The following is an 18,348-nucleotide window of genomic DNA, read 5'->3' on the forward strand; positions in this document are numbered from 1 at the left end:
CAAATGAACAGCTCATTTGGATTCATTTTTTAATCCTGTATTTGCTTATAAAAATTGTAATAATACAGCTCCGCAAGAGTATCCACCCCCGAACACGGAGAGAGCCACGAGGTCGCCATGGTCGACCCGGTCAAGGTTTTGCGATAAGGCGATGGCGCAACTGGGACATCCCGTGTTACCTACCTCTTCAATGTTCGACAGCATATGATCTTCAGGGAAATCGATCTGACGTGCAACGGTAGCCATGATTCGCTTGTTCGCTTGGTGTGATGCGATGAATTTCAAATCTGTCAGTTTTATACCTTGGCTGTTGGTTACAGCATTTAACCCTTCGATCATGTAATGGCAGGCATTGATAAACACGTCACGTCCTTCCGGCATTCCGATCCCCCCGTGATGTGGGCGTAAGTATACAGCGGTGTCTGCTTTACCGATGTGTCCAAGTCCGCGGGTGAATATATTAAGTATGCGGGCGGCTTTTTCTCCTTCCGGCATAGTGGAGATGGCAATAGCCACAGACCCGTCACCCCATAGATGACCGCTTTGCGGACAAGTCTCGTTGCTGTATTCCGTGTTATGCTCGGATGCCACGACGATTGCTTTCGTTACCTTATTCATGGCAAAATACCCTTCAACGATTTCCATGGCATTGATAAACGAGGAACAGGCTGCCGAAACGGTGAGACAGCGTGCGGCTCGTGCTTTGAAATGGCGTTGTATCATGTGTGCTGCCGTGGCTACGGTGTCGTGAGGCGAGTAAGTGGCGGCCACGATCAAGTCGACTTCCTCTATGGGGAAGGGTAGTTTTTCATTCAGGCGTTTAACGGCCTCTAGGGCCATGGTATTTGTGTTCTCGTTTTCGCCAGCCTTGCTCCGGGTACTTATTCCGGTACGAGTGCGAATCCACTCGTCGTCCAGACCGTTCACGTCCTTGAAGTAGGAGTTTGGTACTCGGTCATCCGGGAGATAATGGGCGAAGGCGTTGATATATAATTCCATATAATAGTGTGTGTTAGTTTATTTCTTAATTATACCGTGAAATAATATGTTAATATATTCGTTAATCACTTGTGGTCGTGGTTGATGTTCGTACTGGCGTATAAAACCGAATTCCAAGCTTTTAAAGACGGATTGCAGGGAATTAGCCAAGCGCCGGGGTTGTTTGATCGAGAAGATTCCCGCATCGGCCCCATCCCGAAGGATCGAATAGAGTAGCTCGATTTCCTGCCTATCTATATTCTCCCGTAGTATTTCAATCTTACTGTTATTGTGTAAAAAAGTTTCCTTGATAGGTTGGCTGCCGCCCATGAGTTCCGCGATTAAATTGAATCGTTCCTTGATATATAACTTCAACCGTTTGTCGGCTGGCAAGGCCGTTCTGACTGCCTGTTCGAGTTTTTGTTCTATTAATTCTATTTTTTGATCTACAATGTGGTTAAAAATATCTTCCTTACTGTTAAAATGAGTGTATAGCGTACGCCGGCTAACTTTAGCGGCACGGGCAATATCCTTCATTGTAGTCCGATAAAAACTTGTTTCAATGAACAATTTTTGTGCCACGCTGATAATTTTTTCTTTTGTAATCAGTAGGGTTGTTCTCATTTTAATTTCACAATTTGGAAAAAGTGTGCAATTATAATTAATATTTTTGGACAAGCAAAATCAATGCCATAGGTAATTCTCAAATGTTAAATAATAGAAGGGAAAAATTCTTATAAAAAGATGACTTTTGTCATGTTTTCAAAAATGAGATAGATGTATATTCGCGGCCGAATTAAAATCAGATAAAATGGTGAATATACTTTTGAAAGAGAAACCGTTTACCCGTGAGTGGTTTAAGACATATGCTTTGCTTGTCGGGGGGGCTTTTATCTTGGCATTGGGATATAGTTGTTTTATGGCTCCTTATAAAATTGTACCGGGAGGAATTTATGGTATCACGATTGTCTTGCAACATAAGTGGGGTTTCCCGATAGGTATGGCGGCTCTTTGTTTTAATTTGCCGTTGAGTTTATTGGGGATGCGGGTGTTGGGAGCTGGTTTTGGCTTAAAAACATTTATTTGTTTTATCCTTGTTGCCGTTTTCTCTGACAGTTTACCAACTATATTATTGATGCTTATGGGGGAACCTATCCCTACGGACCCTATGGTTGCGCTCGATCCTTTTAAATTAGGGGATGAAGTTTTATTGGCGTGTATCTTCGGTGGTGTTGTGATGGGAACAGGTGTGGGGATGATTATGAAAACACGTGCATCAAGTGGTGGAACTGATGTGCTGGCAAATATTTTGCACAAGTGGACACATCGTTCTCTCGGTCAAATGCAAATGTCCGTGGATTTTGTTATCGTACTTTTCGGATTCCTTATGTTTCAGGATTGGAAGGTTCCGATGTATTCATGGCTAGTTATTTTCCTCATGGGAAAGACGATCGACATGATTCTGCAAGGTTTTGACAGTGAAAAAAGTTTCTTTATTATTTCCGATAAAATAGAAGAAATACGGACCTATATATTGAATGATTTGCACCGCGGTGGTTCTATCGTGCCGATACAGGGTATGTATAATCGTTCAGATAAAGAAATGATTATGACTATGGTCAACCGTCGTCAGATGGTTACTTTACAACAAGCGATCTATAAGATTGATCCGAATGCTTTCGTGACGATATTCGACGCTAACCAGATTCTAGGGAAAGGATTCAAGCGGTTGGATGCGGAATGAATCAAGAATATTATTTCGTAATATAATTTATTTTAAATCCGGCTTAACATGGGGTAATCTCTTTTGTTGAGCCGGATTTTAATTTAAATTGTTTTCTATATCTTCATTCGTTTTGTAACTTTTCGCCTGATTCATTCGTCCCATTAATAAACAAAAATAGTGGTATGTTAAAAACATGGATAACTGGGTGCTTAATCTGTTGTGCCTGCGTGACTAACGGGTCTGAGCAGAATAGTCGGGCAATACGGATTTACGGGGAAGTGACTACGGTGATGAATCGTAAAATCTGCGGGTACATCACATGGGGAAAAAACCTTTACTGGACAGACATTTTCGCCGCGGGAAAAATAGGGAACCCGTACATGCGGTATCGGGATATTATGGGTGATAACGTTCGTTTCAGTGATGGGCGGAGAGATACCCCGCCGGAGCATGAATTCTCTTGTCGTTTCGGGAATATTCGATCGATTCGGGTGATCGGTGATAGGCGGATTGAATTGGGTGTGAAAGGGGGAAATGTCACTGAACTCGAACGGGGGCGGTCGCTTGCCATCGGTAACTGGATTGCCGTGGAACTGCGGGATGGAAAGACGGAAAGCGTGGTATGGGACCATATCAGCGAGATCGTTTTTTCCGCCGCACCTGACACGATCCCCGAGCCGAAAGATCGTCCCATCGCGGGTATCGTGGAAACGCCTTACGGGATGTACAAGGGGCTTGTCCAATGGGATCTGGACGAGAATTCACTGGGTGCGTTACTCGACGGGCGGACGGAATCCAGCGGGGTTTCCGTGGCATTCAAGAATATAGCGAGTATCAAGTCGCTGGGAAACTCTTCCTTGGTAACCCTTCATAGCGGCAGGGAACTTTACATGTGGGGAGAAAACGACGTGAACGCCACGAACCGGGGAATAGCCATCAACCTGCCGTCTGTCGGGCAGGTGATCGTGGGGTGGCATGACTTCAAGCTGTTTCGTTCCATCCCTCTCGATCAATTGAATCTTCCTGTTTACGATGATTTTGCGGCTCCCGAACGTTTGTCCGGGAGGGTGGAAACACGGGACGGACTATCGCTGGAAGGGGTGCTGGTGTATGATCTCGACGAGGCCATGGATTTCGAATTACTGGACGGGCAGAACGGGAATATATCTTACCGTGTACCTTTCAAGTATGTGCAGAAGATAGAACCCAAAAACTATAAATACACGTGGGTCAAGTTGTCGGGGGGAACCGAGCTGGTGTTGGGGACGATGTGTGATGTGACAGCGGCGAATGACGGGATACTGGTCTTCCGGACGGGGGGAGAAGTCGTTTACGTGCGTTGGCGTGACGTGAAACGTGTCGAGTTATGGACCAAGGTAAAACAGAATGACTAGAACCGAGTATAACCGGGCCGTGGACCATTTCTCCGATGGTGTGTATCGTTTTATCCTTAAAATGTGCAAGTCGAAGGAGATGGCGGAAGATGTTGTGCAAGATAGTTTCATGAAACTTTGGGAGGAAGTGGGGCATATCGCTTACGATAAGGCAAAGTCTTTTCTTTTCAGCACGGCGTATCACAGGATGATTGACGTCTTACGGCGGGAAACGAAGTTTGGGGATATTGAGACCGTGGCAGACCGGGCCGGGGAGGTGCGGGAGGAATACACGGGGTTACAAGAAATATTGAATATAGCCTTGGAAAAGTTGCCCCCGGTGCAGAAAACGGTGATTCTCCTGCGGGACTACGAGGCGTATTCTTACGGGGAGATTGCCGGGATCACGGGGTTGAACGAATCGCAGGTGAAAGTGTACATCTTTCGGGCGAGAGCATTTATGAAAGCCTATATCCGCAGGCCGGATGTGGTTGTTTAAGCGGGAGGAGATATGATAACGAGAGAGAATTACGAGATTTATTTCATGGAGTACATGGATGGGAACTTGTCGGCGAGAGAACAGGCAGAGGTGGAGGCATTCTTGCTGGTTCACCCTGACTTGCGGGAGTTACTCGACGGGATGGACGAGGTGCGGCTGGATGTTCCCGCGGAAGTTTTCGGTAAAAAAGAAGAGATAAAACGAACGGTACGGGAAAGGGAAATTGAATATTATGCCATTGCTGCCGCCGAGGGTGTTATCACGGATGAAGAACAGGCGTGGGTGGACGGGAATGTCGATAAAGACGTGTTTGAACGGAAAGTTGAAACATGTGCCAAGATTAAAGTAAAGCCTGACCCGAAATGTCGATTCGAGGGGAAAGCAGGGGTGTATCGTAAGTCCGGGGCGGTACTTTTCGTCAAACGCTACGCGGCTATCGCCGCGGTAGTGGCTTTGGGGATTGTGGTGGCTATTTATTCCACGAAAAAAGAGGAATTTTCCATGGAGGATTTACCCGTGACTGTGGTTAAGACGGAGACAATCTTGTTACCGGGGGTACCGGAACCGGAGGCAATCGTGGAACCGGAGATTGAGAGGGTGCAGTTTATGAAACGGGAGGCAGAAGCGGGAGAAACAATCGTGGTCGTGGAACGGGTGATTCCGCCGGATGCTATCGAGTTGAAAAAGCAACTGAAGGTTCCCGTGGAGATCATGGCTCCACAACCGAACGAGATTCTGACTTCCCCGTATGAGGGACTTCAATTCCGGTCTTCGGTGAAAGAACAACGAAAACCCGTGTTTCAATTGATTACCCCGTCGGAAAAGTCAGATAATATCGTGAATAACTTGATTGATGTGGGAAAGAACGTGCTGGAACGTCTCCGGGCTAAAGAGAAAAAAGATATAGAGAGCTTGTAACTAATCGGGAAACTTAAACGTCATGTAAGAAATAAAAATAAGGTTATGAGAATAATAGCAGCTTTTATCATTTTGATGGTGTGTGGACTGTCTGCCGCAGGGCAACGGGACAGCGTGATTGTCAACGACGGCTGGCGGAAGGACACCGTTCGCGTGAAAGGGCAGGTCTTTGACACCCTCGGTAAGGGAACAGAAATGATTATCTGGGACAACACGGTGCGGGAAAGCGAGGAAGAAAGGAGAAACAACATGGTCAAACCTCCCCTAGATTCTAGAGTGTTCAATACTCTTTCCGGTAAGGTGCCTCGTCCTAACAAGTTCCGCGGGCATTGGAACGGGTTCTATTTCGGGTTCGTGAACTTCGGGAAAACCAATTATTCTAAGTATGGCGGTGATGACTTCATGGAGCTGGACTGGGCTAGCTCGTTCACGATGCACTTCAACTTTGCCAAATTTAGCTTTGGGTTGAGTCCCCGGCAGCGTTTCGGTATATTCACGGGATTCGGCCTTGACTACTCCCGCCTGTGTTTTGACGGTGACATAACTGTCCGCCGTAAGAAAGGCGAGATGCTTCACGCTGTGCCATTGTCCGACTTGGGGATCGAGGAGGTGAAACGGAGTACTTTCAAAGCTCTTTATTTAACAATACCTTTGATGTTGGAAAAACAAATCCCAGCTCCACATTGGAAAAGGTTTTATGTCTCCACTGGGTTCATCGGGGGAATCCGCCTGCACTCCAAGACAAAAGTCGTTTACACGAGTGAAAAGGGAAATAAACGTAAACTGAAAGAGAACGGGAGTTATGGGATGGTACCTTTTAAAGTTGATTACACGCTCCGGGTTGGCTACCGTGGCGTGTGTATCTGGGGAAACTATTCGTTGACCAATATGTTTAACAAGAATCGGGCACCGGAGTTGCGACCTTTCGCGGTAGGGTTCGGGATAACGATTTAATAATTTAGATTTTAGATTAGGTCGCACGAGGAAACCTCTTTAACTACCTCCTTTAACTCCTCTTCTCTTGTGTAAGGGGAGCCAGAGGGGGTAGCTCAATTTTAAATTTAAAATCTAAAATTTAAAATCAGTAAGTTCTTTAGTTGCCCTTTCGAATATTCCATGTAGGTAAGCAATCGTCATTCCATAATTACTAACAGGTATTCCCGCGTCGATGGCAGGTTGGAGCCTATTCTTCAATTGTTTCCCGGTGATCATGCAACCACCGCACTGGATAACCATGGCATAGTCGGTGATGGGGCGAGTGATCGCATCCAGACCGACGATGAAATCGAACTGGAAGTTCTTCCCGGTGTGTTCTTGTAACCAACGGGGAATCTTGTGACGGCCGATGTCTTCGCAGGAAACGTGATGAGAGCAGGACTCTAGCATCAGGATGCGATCCCCTTCTTTCAGTTCCTCGATCCGGGGTGTCCCAGCGAGATAAGCCTTGAAGTTTCCTTTGTGGCGGGCAAGAACGATGCTAAAACTCGTGAGGGGAATCTCCGGGGAGATGATGGCAGCCACTTTTTTGAATACTTGACTGTCGGCTATCGCAAGACGGGGGCGGATACCCGTTTTTTCCAGAAAGGAAGTGACTTCTTCCGGTTGCAAGACGATAGAGACGCAATGGTTGTCGAGAATATCCCGGATCATCTGTACTTGCGGCAGGATGAGTCGCCCGGCGGGAGCCTCGGAATCAATCGGGGTGATCAGCAACACGATGTCCCCGGGAGTAAGTAAATCACCGATTAAAGATTTCGGGGCGTTGTCTTTTTTCCATACACTTTTCAGAGCATCTAGGATCGGGGTTGTGTTGTCTTCCCGGGTGGAGAAGTCGATCACGGGACAGTTGTAGGTAGCCGTTAATTTTTCCTTTAAATCGGGAGTCAAGGCGACTTCGTCCCGTTTGTTGTGGATTACTAGAAACGGGGTTTCCAGTTTCTTTAACTGTTCGGCAAGTTGTTGTTCGTGTTCTTCAAAACGGTTATCCGTGATCACGAGTAGGGCCATGTCCGCTTGAGATATGGTATTCCGGGTTTTTTCCACCCGCATTTCGCCTAAAGCCCCGGTATCGTCAATGCCTGCCGTGTCGATAAAGATAACGGAGGCGAAGTCCGGGATTTCATAACTTCTTTTCACGAGGTCAGTAGTGGTTCCGGCCACATCCGAAACGATGGCAATATTCTGACCAGTCAGGGCATTTATCAGCGAGCTTTTCCCGCTGTTTCTCCGGCCCAATAATATAATATGTAGTTTATTATCTTTTCCCATAAAACGAGCTAATTTTAAATTTTAGATTCCTGCCGGGATTCGCCCGGCGAGTTACAGGTTAGCAAGTTACAAGTTACAGGTTTTTCAACTTTTAGTTTTTATCTTTTTTCTTTTATCTTTCCCATTATCTGTACATCCTCACGTCTTCCCGGGTAATAGTGTTGCCACAAAGAATGACCAATCGTTCCACGACGTTACGTAGTTCACGGATATTACCCGTCCATTCGCACTCCTTCAGTGCGGTGATGGCATCGGGGGAAAGCGTTTTGGGGGCGATGCCCATTTCTGTACATACTTCTGTCAAGAAGTGATTGGCCAAAGCATCAATGTCTTCCAGACGTTGGCACAAAGGAGGTACGTCAATAATAATCACGCTTAACCGGTGATAGAGGTCTTCCCGGAAATTTCCCTTCTTGATTTCTTCTTTCAAATTCTTGTTCGTGGCGGCAATGACTCGCACGTCTACATTAATATCGGCATCCCCACCGACACGGGTTATCTTTTGTTCCTGCAAAGCTCTCAGCACTTTGGCTTGGGCGTTGAGGCTCATGTCGCCGATCTCGTCGAGAAAGAGCGTTCCCCCGTTGGCGAGTTCGAATTTTCCTTTCTTTTGCTTGATGGCCGAGGTGAAAGAACCTTTCTCATGCCCGAATAACTCGCTCTCGATGAGTTCCGAGGGGATGGCGGCACAGTTTACCTCGACAAAGGCATTGTCCTTGCGGTGGCTTAGCTCGTGCAACTGGTGGGCAACGAGTTCTTTCCCGGAACCGTTAGGCCCGGTGACCAGTATCCGGGCATCGGAAACGGCCACCTTGTCGATCATGGCTCGTATATGGTTTAAGGCCTCGGAATTCCCGATCATGTCGTATTTCTTGCTGACCTTGTTTTTCAGGGTCTTTGTCTCGTGAATTAATAAATGTTTGTCCGTGGCGTTCTTTATCGTGATCAGTATACGATTCAAATCCAACGGTTTTTCGATGAAATCATAAGCCCCTTTCCGGATGGCCTCTATGGCGGTGTCTATGGTTCCGTGACCGGAAATCATGATTACCGGGGTGTCTGCGGAGAACTCTTTGATGCGTTCCAGTACTTCGATACCTTCCATTTTCGGCATCTTTATATCGCAGAATACAATGTCGGGTTTTTCAGATTTCACGGAAACGAGGCCTTCCATTCCGTTTTCAGCCAGCACGACTTCGTGTCCCTCGTATTGTAGAATATCCTTCATCGAATTACGGATACTTCTCTCATCATCAATCACTAATATTTTCGTCATACTACATTTTTTAGTCTCACCGCAAATTTAGCTAAATAATTTAGAAAAAGAAATGTCAGATATTGTGCGAACTTGGGAAGTTGAGTTGCTAATGTTCCGAGAAATTTGTATTTTTGGGAAGTTTAGAGCGAGAAGAATGGTATCTTTTTTGATCTAACCTCTTAAATTTAAATTCTGGAATGTATGAAACGAATTTTGGTGTTTCTTCTTGTTTTATTTATTATATTGGATGTTCAAGGTCAACGGAAAAAGGTTGGGTTGGTGCTGAGTGGTGGGGGTGCGAAAGGCGTGGCACATATTGGAGTGTTGAAGGTGTTGGAGGAAGCTGGGATTCCGATTGATTATATTGCAGGGACGAGTATGGGGTCTCTCGTCGGGGCGTTGTACGCGATCGGGTACGATGCGCACACGATGGATAGTTTGGTGAGAAGACAGAACTGGACGTTTTTGTTGAGTGATAAAGTATATCGTTATAATCTCCCTTTCTCGGAGAAGGAGGAAACGGAAAAGTATCTGGTTTCCGTGCCGATAAAGAATAACCGGGAGATCAAAATTCCATCGGGATTCATCAGTGGGCAGAATATTTACAACCTGTTCTCGGATCTGACAATCGGTTACCATGATTCGTTGGATTTTAAGAAATTGCCTATCCCTTTTGCCTGCGTGGCGAGTAATTTGGTGGATGGTAAGGAGGTTGTTCAGGACCGCGGCGTGTTACCGCTGGCCATGCGTGCGAGTATGGCGATTCCGGGGGCTTTCGCTCCCGTGCGGAAAAATGGTATGGTACTGGTGGACGGGGGAATCTCCAATAATTTTCCGGTGGATCTGGCTAAAGCAATGGGAGCCGATATAATTATCGGGGTAGACGTGCAGGCGGAACTGAAAGATGCATCCGGGCTAGAATCCGTGATGGGGATTCTTGACCAGATGACCTCTTTTTTAGGTATCCAAAAGTACGAGGAAAATAAAAAGATGGTAAACATCTATATCAAACCGGATGTTACACCTTATTCGGCCGCCAGTTTTTCGTCAAGCGCTATTGACACGCTGATCATGCGGGGTGAGGACGTGGCTCGGAGTCAATGGGATGAATTGATGCAATTGAAAAAAGAGCTGGGACTTACAGAAAGTTTTCAACCGAAAAAAATATCTGAAGATATAATTATCGAGAATGATACGATCATGGTGGAACACGTGCATCTGTCAGGAATTGATGAACGGGATGAGAAATGGTTACGGAAAAAGATACGGATAAAGGATTATAGCCGGATCACGTTGAGCGATCTGCACGAGGCAATTGCCGAATTGTACGGGATCGGGGCATTTTCGAGCGTGAGTTACAAGCTTAGTGGTGGCCCAGTGTACGATTTGGAATTGATACTAAAACAAAAGCCTATGAGTTCTTTGAACCTTGGTTTCCGGTTTGATTCAGAAGAAATGGCGGCTATTTTATTGAATACTACGCTTACTCACAAGGATTTGAGAGGTTCGCGGCTTTCTCTGACCGGACGTTTAAGCATGAATCCTTACGTGAAGTTGAATTATTCACTGGGCAATACTTTCCTGCGGCGTTTTGAATTGGAGTACATGTTCAAGTATAATAACTTGGATATTTATACCAAGGGAAAGAAAACGGATAACGTGGATTACGGGGTTCATCGGGTAAACCTTGGAGGTTCTGATATTTATTTCCGTAACTTTAAATTGCAGCTGGGGGTTCGTTACGAGTATTACAATTACGAGTCGTTCCTCTTCTCGGACAAAGATCATAATATTTCGGTGAAACCGGAAGGGTTCTTTAGTTATTACGGGCTGGCACATTTGGAAACCTTTGATAAACGCTATTACCCGACACGGGGAATGTCGCTGAAAGTGGATTATTCCTTGTACACGGATAATTTGATCACCTATAATGACGGGGCACCGTTCTCAGCTATCGGGTTGGATTTCGAGTCCGTGCTGTCCATCACCCGCCGGGTGAAGTTTATTCCGTCTATTTACGGGCGAGTGCTGGTGGGGCATGATGTTCCCTATCCCTATTTGAATTGTATGGGAGGGGATGTTGCCGGGAGGTATGTCGATCAACAATTGCCTTTCTTGGGAATTCAGCATCTGGAGATATTCGATAATTCGGTTGTGGTGGCAAAAGTCAAGGTGAGGTATAATATTGGTCGTAACCATTATATTTCTCTAGTCGGGAATTATGCGAAACAGGAGGCTAATTTCTTTGATATATTTGGAGGTGATGATATTTGGGGCGGGGGTGTCGGGTATTCTTACGATAGTATCGTGGGACCGATTGATTTCATGTTCAGTCTCTCGGATTGGTCAAAGAAACTGGGCTTTTATTTTAACTTGGGATATTATTTTTAGAAAAGTGTATGAAAAAGTTGGGGATTATTATTTGCGGGCTGGTGTTGGTGATGGGATGTCAGCGTAATGTGTACCGGTTCTCGGAAGGTAGCGTGTATGGTACAGTTTACCACGTGTCGTACCAGAGTGAAATGGATTATGCGGTGGAGATCCGGCAGGAGATGGAGCGGGTAAATCGGTCCTTGTCAATGTTTAACAAGAATTCGGTGATTGCCCAGTGGAACCGGGGTGAGAGTGAACAGGTAGATTCGCTTTTCGTTGCTATGTACGAGAAGGCTAGAGAGGTGAACGAGGTGACGGGTGGAGCCTTTGACGTGACAGTGGCCCCGTTGGTGAACGCTTGGGGATTCGGTTTTAAAAACGAGAAGTTGCCTTCGGACGAGAAGATCGATTCTTTGTTGCAATACGTGGGAATGGATAAGGTGCAGTTGGAAGGGGAGCGGTTAGTGAAGCTAGTCGAGGGGGTACAGATGGATGCCAGTTCCATTGCCAAAGGGTTGGGAGTGGATCTCGTGGCCGAGTTTTTTGACCGTAAAGGAGTACAAAATTACATGATAGAGATCGGCGGTGAAATCCGCGTGAAAGGGGAAAGTAATAAACAGCGCCCGTGGCATATCGGTGTAGACAAGCCGATTGACGATGCGACGGCTGCAAACAGGGAGTTGCAGCTTGTGCTGGCTTTGCGGGAAGGGGCGTTGGCGACTTCCGGAAATTATCGTCGTTTTTACGTGGTGGATGGAAAAAAATATTCTCACACAATAAACCCTAGGACCGGTTATCCTGTCCAACAAGATATGCTAGGTGCTTCCGTGTACGCTCCGACTTGTATGGAGGCAGATGCTTACGCGACAGCGTTTATGGTGTTGGGAACTGAAGAATCTAAAAAAATAGTGTTGGATAATCCTCATATCGAGGCTTGTTTTATTTATCAAAATAAACAGGGAGAACGTGAGGTTTGGATGTCTGACCGATTGAAAACGTTAGTGTTAGAGGAGTAATTTTATTGGAAAAGAAGCGTGTGATTATTCGTTGTATGATATGGATGCTGGCATGGGTATTACTCGTGGAAAGTCAAGCAAATGCAAGGCCCTTATCATTCGACGTGCGTGGGAATAACGAGTATGAATTTATAAAGCTACCTGATACACTGAAACAAAATGACGTGGTTTTCTTACCGGATAGTTTAATTCGGGATACACTCCAGTATGAGTTTTCCAAGATCAAGGAGGTCGCTTATCGACGGAAGTGGACGAAAGAGTTGTACAAGATGATCTTCGTGAATCCCCGAAAAATTAACATTGATATTGTTCAAACGGAAAATAGTGAGGATCGTTACAAGCCCTACCGGGGAAAGACGATCCGTGATATTCACGTGAAGGTTTTACCTCCTTTCGGAACGAGTGTTAACGACACGACGCCCTTGCAGGACAGTTTACAATGGCTTTTAAGCGTGGCAAATTCCGTTCACCAGAAATCGGCCGAACGGGTGATAAAAAAACAATTGACCGTGAGGCCGGGGATGATAGTCGACCCTTTCGAGCTGGTACAGAATGAACAGTTACTGAAAGCAATGTCGAACGTGGATGATGCGCTGATTGGCATACAAGAGGTACAGAGTGACACGAATCAAGTTGATCTGATGATTATTTGCAAGGATGAATTTTCATGGACGGGGGAGGTGTGGAGTAACTTCTTGAATGCGGTTGACTTGGGGCTAGAAACAAAAAACTTGTTTAAACTGGGGCATAGTTTACACTATCAGGCTAGTTTTCGGGGAAGTAAAGATAAAAAATGGGGAAACCTGATCGAGTATAAGGCCAGTAATCTTCTAGGGTCTCACATGGACTTCTACGGGATGTACGAGAATTCCTATAATCAGGATATTTTACGGGTGGAACTGGATAAAGAGTTCTTGACGTACAAGACAAAATGGGCCGGAGGTGCCGCATACAGTCGGGTATATTCCTCGAAAACATTGGTTGACCGGGATATTAACAAGCCCGTGGAATTGTTTAATTACCGGTTGTGGGACTTCTGGGGAGGAACTTCTTTTTATTTGCCGGAAAAGTATAGTTATAACCGGATATTTTACCTGACGGGACGTTACACGGGTACTAGTTTTGTCGATCGTCCGGAAGTGTCGAGTGATTCCAATCATTTCTATTACGACCGTGACCGGATCATGGGAGCTTTGACGTTTACCAAAATCAAGTATTTCAAGGCAAACTTGATCTATGATTTCGGGCGAACAGAGGATATTCCATCGGGATTATCGGGGACGTTGCTTTTCGGGTATGAGAAGAGTGATTTCACGGAGTACGGGTACTTGGGAACAGAATGGCATTATTCATGGTTTAATAAATACACGGAGAGGTACTATGCTTGGTACGCGGCTTTGGGTACTTTTCTGAATGGTTACACGGCCGAGAGTGGCGTGTTTAAGGTCGGTAGTCAGTATATCAGTCGTTTGTACGATCTGTCCCGGCACCGGTTACGTTTTTATAGTAACGTGGATTACGTGTTGGGAATCAAGAGGAATCCGGATGACTATATTTATTTCGAGGATGCTAATATCCGGGGATTTGATTCCGATACCACTCGTGGGACACAACGACTTTCCGCCTCCATGTCCGCAACGTTGTTCCTGCCTTACATTAAAAGAGGGTTTCGGGCATCGGTTACCGGGTTTGTGGATTGGGGGGTGTTGGCCCGGGATGAGAAGAATTTGTTGAATAGTCAATCGTACTGGGGAATCGGTGTTAGTCTGAATCTACGAAATGATAACTTGATTCTCAAGAATGTAAGTATTCGTTTTGCTTTTTACCCCAAAGGACCACCCGATATTCATAGTATAGAGGTGAACGTGTCGAGTCGTCGGAAAAGTGGATTTTATGATTACCGTGTTTATAAACCCGATGCGATTAAATACGAGTAGATCAAGGTTTTTGATATACATTTTTTAACTAGATTCATTTTAAATAACGATCGAAAATCGCCTGAAAATCCCTATCTTTGTGGCAAATTAATTTTGATGGGGATGAAGAAAGTTTTTTTATTTTCTATTTTCTTACTTTGTGGCTTATTTTTTTCTCAAATACTTCCTTCGGCGTTAGGGAGTGCGTATGGAACTCTAGCATCAATAAGCAAATGGCTGATGTTTATTTGTCTTGCTTTTATCATGATTAATGTAGGGAGGGAATTCGAGCTGGATAAGGTAAAATGGCGTTCGTACACGACGGATTATTTTATTGCCATGGCGACGGCTGCCGTACCTTGGCTCTTGATAGCCTGTTATTATATCTTTTTTCTGGATACGGGATTGTCGTGGGAGAATAATTTGCTGATCAGCCGGTTTGCGGCTCCTACGTCCGCAGGGATTCTTTTCACGATGCTCGCCGCTGCCGGGCTGAAAAAGGAGTGGATTTACAAGAAGACGCAGGTGCTTGCTATATTCGATGACTTGGACACGATTTTGTTGATGATTCCGTTGCAGATATTGATGATCGGTTTCAAGTGGCAACTGTTTGTTATTATTCTGGTGGTTTGTATCCTTTTGATTTTCGGATGGAAACGGTTGAGTTCGCTGAACTTGCCGCAATCTTGGAGAGCTATTCTGCTCTATTCCGTATGTATCGTGGCGGCATTCGAAAGCGTGTACCTGATCTCGAAAGCTTTTATGGGACAAGATGGAGCAATTCATATTGAAGTCCTGTTACCGGCATTCGTGTTGGGAATGGTGATGAAAACCGTGCATAATCATTCGCAAGAGGAAGAAAGAGCCTCTAGTTTTATCTCGTACCTGTTTATGTTTTTGGTCGGGTTGAGTACGCCTATCTTTATCGGTTTGGAGACTGGGGGAGACGGGATGCCCGGATGGGGGATGCTGATCTTCCATGTAATTGTGGTAACGATTCTTTCGAATCTTGGGAAGATGTTTCCGCTATTCTTCTATCGTGACCGGAAGATTCAGGAGCGTTTGGCGCTTTCGATCGGTATGTTCACGAGGGGAGAAGTCGGTGCTGGAATTATCGTGATTGCCATGGGGTACCAGTTAGGAGGTCCTGCGTTGATTATCTCCATTTTAAGTTTAGTACTTAATCTCGTTTTAACAGGTTTCTTCGTGGTCGCTGTGAAACGTATATCCCAGAGTGTGTACGGGGTAAAAGAATAAAGGGTTTATGATCTTCTGAATTTATTTACGAGTGCATAGATTCTCCACCAGAGGTAAGCGATGATTAACACGGATAGGGAATAGATAATCCAATCGTCCATTTTAAGGAATCGTTTGAACATAAGTGGAACAGCCTGAATAGTATTCCACGGGTTCAGCCCGTGCCATGAGTAACGTATTTCAGCTGGGGCTGCAATCATGGATATGATACTGAAAGCAATAGCCAGTATAATAAGGGCAAGGAGCAGGGATGTCTTGTTTATTGTTTTCATGGTGAATTATTTTTTATCTTTTTTCTTGAACAGGTCCCCGATTTTCCGGAAGAAACCTTTTTTCTTGGGAGTATCGGTATCTTTTTCTGTATCTTGTTTCTTTACTTTTTCCAGTTTTTGGTTGGTTAATCTTTCCAACAGGTTTATATTATCCTTGAACGTGGGGACTTCCAGTTCTTTTTGTGTATCCGTGGGTGGGACCGGGAAGGACAGACCGGACCAATAGGCGTAAGTGTTACTTTGCAGACATTCCTGCATGAACAACCCGAAGATGGGAAGTGCCATGTTGGCCCCTTGTCCTAGTGCGGTTGAGTTGAAATGTACACGAGAATTGTTGGCCCCGACTCTTACGCCCACTACGATACGAGGATTATAACCAATAAACCAGCCATCGGCTTGATTCTGGGTTGTCCCGGTTTTTCCGGCTAGGGGTATGTTCAACCCGTAGTTGTTGATCAGTCTTTTCCCTGTTCCTTCTTGAATAACAGCGGAAAGCATGGAAGACATGGTATGAGCCTGCTCTGCCGGGATCACCCGTTCCCTGCGTGGTGGTTCGGACTCGTAAAGAATGCGTCCGTCCCGGTCTTTTATGGAAAGCAGATAATAGGGCGTTGTCGATACGCCATTGTTTGCATAGCACAAGTAGGGGAGAATCATTTCCCGAAGAGGAATATTGGCAGCTCCTAGGGCAATGGAGGGAACTGCAGGCAGGTCACTTTGTATTCCTAGCCGATGAGCGTGTTCTATCGTGGCGTCGATTCCTGTTTGTAGGAGAACTTGGACGGCAATCGTGTTGATGGATTGACTTAGAGCCCCTTTCAGCGTGTAGTAACCACCGTACTGGTTGTTTGAATTTCGGGGCGTCCAGTTGTCGTACTCCGGGTAACTTTTTTGTTCATTATTATAATAGGCGTCTACACGGGCTCCATGTTCAATGGCAGCACTGTAAACGACCGGTTTGAACACGGAACCGACTTGGCGGGGAGCCAGCACTTGGTCATATTGGAAATATTTGAAATCAAGTCCCCCGATCCATACTTTTATTTTTCCGGATTGGGGTTCTACTGCTATCATACCGGGTTGAAGAATCTTTAGATAGTGTTTAATGGAATCAATGGAAGACATTTGCATTTCGGTTTCTCCTTGGTATGTACTATAAATAGTCATGGGCTTTTTCTCGTTCATGGCTGCGAGGATGGCTTTCTCGCCAAGCCCTTGGCGTTTTAGATTTTTATATACCTCGCTTTCCCGAATGGCATTATCAAGGAGATTCTTCTCTTTGTCCCATGGCTCTTGTTTTCCCAGATGCGTGTAGAAAGCGTGTTGCAATGACTTCATGTGTTGTTGCATGGCTTTTTCCGCGTAACGTTGCATCTCCGCATCGATCGTGGTGACGAGTTTCAGCCCGTCCTTGTATAAATCGTAATTGGTGCTGTTTGCCTCGTTAAATTCCGCGATGAGCTTGACTGCGTCTTGGCGGATTTGTTCACGTAAGTAGGGAGCTAGGCCGGAATAATGGTTTAACGGTTTGAAACGGAGACGTAGTTTTTCTTTTTTCAATTCTTCTCCTTCTTCTTCGGTCAGATAATCGTACTTAACCATTTGGGCAATCACCGTGTTACGTCGTTGTAACGTGCGATCGGGATGTACTCGGGGATTGTAGTAAGAAGGCCCCTTCAAGAGTCCGATCAGCGTGGCGGCTTCCGGAACAGAGAGACGTGTTGCCGTCGTGGAAAAATACTTTTGGGCGGCACTTTCAATACCGAACGTGCCTTCACCAAAAGATACGGTATTTAAATATAGGGTGAGAATTTCGTCTTTCGTGTATAGTTTTTCAAGACGATGTGCCGTGATGATTTCTTTGATCTTGATCACCGGAATCATGAAACGGTTGTTATACTGGCGAGGATAGAGATTTTTGGCCAATTGCTGACTGATCGTACTTCCCCCGCCCGAACTCTTATCGCCTAATAGTAATGTCTTGAACAATACCCTCAGCATACTGACTTTATCGAATCCGTGATGCTCGTAGAAGCGCACGTCTTCAGTGGCGATCAAGGCGTTTATGGCATTGCGGGATATACTGCCGAACATGACGTTTGTACGGTTTTCCACGTAATATTTTCCGAGTAACTCCCCGTCTTCACTGTACAGGGAAGATGCCTCGTTGTTACGAATTTCCCTCAGGTCCCGGTAATCCGGAATTTTCCCCCACATCCCGTAGTACACGCAACATACGAATAGTCCAACGAGAATGGCGCCCAGTAAGGCACTCAATAGTATTGTTTTGAAAACACGGGCAAAGATACTTTGTTTTTTCTTCGTGGCTTTTTTTCGTGTTGTGGTCTTTTTCTTGTTCATATAATTGATTCCGGAAATGCCTGCGAATGTACGAAATTGCAATGTAATTTTCAAGGATAGGGGTAAAGTTGTGTGAGTGTTTTCGTTTGTTTGTATCCAATATTGTCGAATTTCGGACAAATTTGATGGTGTA

The 18,348-nt window shown here is 45.4% G+C and carries 15 protein-coding genes; 9 read left to right on the plus strand and 6 right to left on the minus strand.

What is annotated here, in order from left to right:
• Nucleotides 1-45: 45 nt before the first annotated feature.
• Together QVC79_RS08510 and QVC79_RS08515 are read right to left on the minus strand one after the other, a co-directional pair.
• Nucleotides 46-999, minus strand: a complete 954-nt coding sequence (locus QVC79_RS08510) for a 3-oxoacyl-ACP synthase III family protein (RefSeq protein WP_270594153.1) — start codon at nucleotides 997-999, stop codon at nucleotides 46-48.
• 18 nt (nucleotides 1,000-1,017) lie between these two features.
• Nucleotides 1,018-1,602, minus strand: a complete 585-nt coding sequence (locus QVC79_RS08515; RefSeq protein WP_270594152.1) for a TetR/AcrR family transcriptional regulator — start codon at nucleotides 1,600-1,602, stop codon at nucleotides 1,018-1,020.
• A 187-nt stretch (nucleotides 1,603-1,789) separates the two neighbouring features.
• Here QVC79_RS08515 and QVC79_RS08520 point away from each other — a divergent pair, with 187 nt between their 5' ends.
• The 5 genes from QVC79_RS08520 (at nucleotide 1,790) to QVC79_RS08540 (ending at nucleotide 6,448) form a co-directional block, all read left to right on the plus strand.
• A complete protein-coding gene (locus QVC79_RS08520) occupies nucleotides 1,790-2,722 on the plus strand; it encodes a YitT family protein (protein WP_124318423.1) in 933 nt (310 codons plus the stop codon).
• A 164-nt stretch (nucleotides 2,723-2,886) separates the two neighbouring features.
• Nucleotides 2,887-4,098 carry a hypothetical protein gene (locus tag QVC79_RS08525; RefSeq protein WP_270594151.1) on the plus strand — a complete coding sequence of 404 codons (1,212 nt, stop codon included), beginning with the start codon at nucleotides 2,887-2,889 and terminating at the stop codon, nucleotides 4,096-4,098.
• The gene (locus QVC79_RS08530; RefSeq protein ID WP_124316502.1) at nucleotides 4,091-4,576 is read left to right on the plus strand and encodes an RNA polymerase sigma factor; all 486 of its coding nucleotides are present in this window, start codon (nucleotides 4,091-4,093) and stop codon (nucleotides 4,574-4,576) included. The genes QVC79_RS08525 and QVC79_RS08530 overlap by 8 nt, the downstream gene beginning before the upstream one ends.
• A gap of 12 nt (nucleotides 4,577-4,588) precedes the next feature.
• Nucleotides 4,589-5,494 (plus strand): anti-sigma factor family protein, encoded by a 906-nt coding sequence (locus tag QVC79_RS08535; RefSeq protein ID WP_270594150.1) that lies wholly within the window; start codon nucleotides 4,589-4,591, stop codon nucleotides 5,492-5,494.
• 45 nt (nucleotides 5,495-5,539) lie between these two features.
• Nucleotides 5,540-6,448, plus strand: a complete 909-nt coding sequence (locus QVC79_RS08540) for a porin family protein (RefSeq protein WP_270594149.1) — start codon at nucleotides 5,540-5,542, stop codon at nucleotides 6,446-6,448.
• Between the two features lie 114 nt (nucleotides 6,449-6,562).
• On the opposite strand, the gene hydF is transcribed toward QVC79_RS08540, so the two are convergent.
• Together hydF and QVC79_RS08550 are read right to left on the minus strand one after the other, a co-directional pair.
• On the minus strand, nucleotides 6,563-7,762 hold the full coding sequence (gene hydF / locus QVC79_RS08545) for a [FeFe] hydrogenase H-cluster maturation GTPase HydF (protein ID WP_270594148.1): 1,200 nt from the start codon (nucleotides 7,760-7,762) through the stop codon (nucleotides 6,563-6,565).
• A gap of 124 nt (nucleotides 7,763-7,886) precedes the next feature.
• On the minus strand, nucleotides 7,887-9,038 hold the full coding sequence (locus tag QVC79_RS08550; protein ID WP_124316498.1) for a sigma-54-dependent transcriptional regulator: 1,152 nt from the start codon (nucleotides 9,036-9,038) through the stop codon (nucleotides 7,887-7,889).
• 183 nt (nucleotides 9,039-9,221) lie between these two features.
• Between QVC79_RS08550 and QVC79_RS08555 the strand changes: the two genes are divergently transcribed.
• The 4 genes from QVC79_RS08555 to QVC79_RS08570 all read left to right on the plus strand — a co-directional run bounded on the left by QVC79_RS08555 (nucleotide 9,222) and on the right by QVC79_RS08570 (nucleotide 15,582).
• Nucleotides 9,222-11,411, plus strand: a complete 2,190-nt coding sequence (locus tag QVC79_RS08555) for a patatin-like phospholipase family protein (protein WP_270594147.1) — start codon at nucleotides 9,222-9,224, stop codon at nucleotides 11,409-11,411.
• An 8-nt stretch (nucleotides 11,412-11,419) separates the two neighbouring features.
• Entirely contained in the window at nucleotides 11,420-12,409 is a 990-nt protein-coding gene (locus tag QVC79_RS08560) for an FAD:protein FMN transferase (protein ID WP_270594146.1), read from the plus strand.
• A gap of 5 nt (nucleotides 12,410-12,414) precedes the next feature.
• The gene (locus QVC79_RS08565; RefSeq protein WP_229782892.1) at nucleotides 12,415-14,346 is read left to right on the plus strand and encodes a BamA/TamA family outer membrane protein; all 1,932 of its coding nucleotides are present in this window, start codon (nucleotides 12,415-12,417) and stop codon (nucleotides 14,344-14,346) included.
• 102 nt (nucleotides 14,347-14,448) lie between these two features.
• Entirely contained in the window at nucleotides 14,449-15,582 is a 1,134-nt protein-coding gene (locus tag QVC79_RS08570; RefSeq protein WP_124316495.1) for a cation:proton antiporter domain-containing protein, read from the plus strand.
• A gap of 5 nt (nucleotides 15,583-15,587) precedes the next feature.
• On the opposite strand, the gene QVC79_RS08575 is transcribed toward QVC79_RS08570, so the two are convergent.
• Both QVC79_RS08575 and QVC79_RS08580 read right to left on the minus strand, forming a co-directional pair.
• Entirely contained in the window at nucleotides 15,588-15,854 is a 267-nt protein-coding gene (locus QVC79_RS08575) for a hypothetical protein (protein ID WP_124316494.1), read from the minus strand.
• A 6-nt stretch (nucleotides 15,855-15,860) separates the two neighbouring features.
• On the minus strand, nucleotides 15,861-18,215 hold the full coding sequence (locus QVC79_RS08580; protein WP_124316493.1) for a transglycosylase domain-containing protein: 2,355 nt from the start codon (nucleotides 18,213-18,215) through the stop codon (nucleotides 15,861-15,863).
• Nucleotides 18,216-18,348 lie beyond the last annotated feature (133 nt).

Source organism: Butyricimonas sp. (assembly GCF_019423355.1).
In the GTDB taxonomy this organism is placed as follows: domain Bacteria; phylum Bacteroidota; class Bacteroidia; order Bacteroidales; family Marinifilaceae; genus Butyricimonas; species Butyricimonas faecihominis.

What these genes read in the sequence shown, in the direction of transcription:
- QVC79_RS08510 (WP_270594153.1), bottom strand. Translation starts at nt 999, where the DNA reads ATGGAATTATATATCAACGCCTTCGCCCATTATCTCCCGGATGACCGA.
- QVC79_RS08575 (WP_124316494.1), bottom strand. Translation starts at nt 15,854, where the DNA reads ATGAAAACAATAAACAAGACATCCCTGCTCCTTGCCCTTATTATACTG.
- hydF (WP_270594148.1), bottom strand. Translation starts at nt 7,762, where the DNA reads ATGGGAAAAGATAATAAACTACATATTATATTATTGGGCCGGAGAAAC.
- QVC79_RS08560 (WP_270594146.1), top strand. Translation starts at nt 11,420, where the DNA reads ATGAAAAAGTTGGGGATTATTATTTGCGGGCTGGTGTTGGTGATGGGA.
- QVC79_RS08525 (WP_270594151.1), top strand. Translation starts at nt 2,887, where the DNA reads ATGTTAAAAACATGGATAACTGGGTGCTTAATCTGTTGTGCCTGCGTG.
- QVC79_RS08535 (WP_270594150.1), top strand. Translation starts at nt 4,589, where the DNA reads ATGATAACGAGAGAGAATTACGAGATTTATTTCATGGAGTACATGGAT.
- QVC79_RS08520 (WP_124318423.1), top strand. Translation starts at nt 1,790, where the DNA reads ATGGTGAATATACTTTTGAAAGAGAAACCGTTTACCCGTGAGTGGTTT.
- QVC79_RS08540 (WP_270594149.1), top strand. Translation starts at nt 5,540, where the DNA reads ATGAGAATAATAGCAGCTTTTATCATTTTGATGGTGTGTGGACTGTCT.
- QVC79_RS08570 (WP_124316495.1), top strand. Translation starts at nt 14,449, where the DNA reads ATGAAGAAAGTTTTTTTATTTTCTATTTTCTTACTTTGTGGCTTATTT.
- QVC79_RS08580 (WP_124316493.1), bottom strand. Translation starts at nt 18,215, where the DNA reads ATGAACAAGAAAAAGACCACAACACGAAAAAAAGCCACGAAGAAAAAA.
- QVC79_RS08550 (WP_124316498.1), bottom strand. Translation starts at nt 9,038, where the DNA reads ATGACGAAAATATTAGTGATTGATGATGAGAGAAGTATCCGTAATTCG.
- QVC79_RS08555 (WP_270594147.1), top strand. Translation starts at nt 9,222, where the DNA reads ATGAAACGAATTTTGGTGTTTCTTCTTGTTTTATTTATTATATTGGAT.
- QVC79_RS08515 (WP_270594152.1), bottom strand. Translation starts at nt 1,602, where the DNA reads ATGAGAACAACCCTACTGATTACAAAAGAAAAAATTATCAGCGTGGCA.
- QVC79_RS08530 (WP_124316502.1), top strand. Translation starts at nt 4,091, where the DNA reads ATGACTAGAACCGAGTATAACCGGGCCGTGGACCATTTCTCCGATGGT.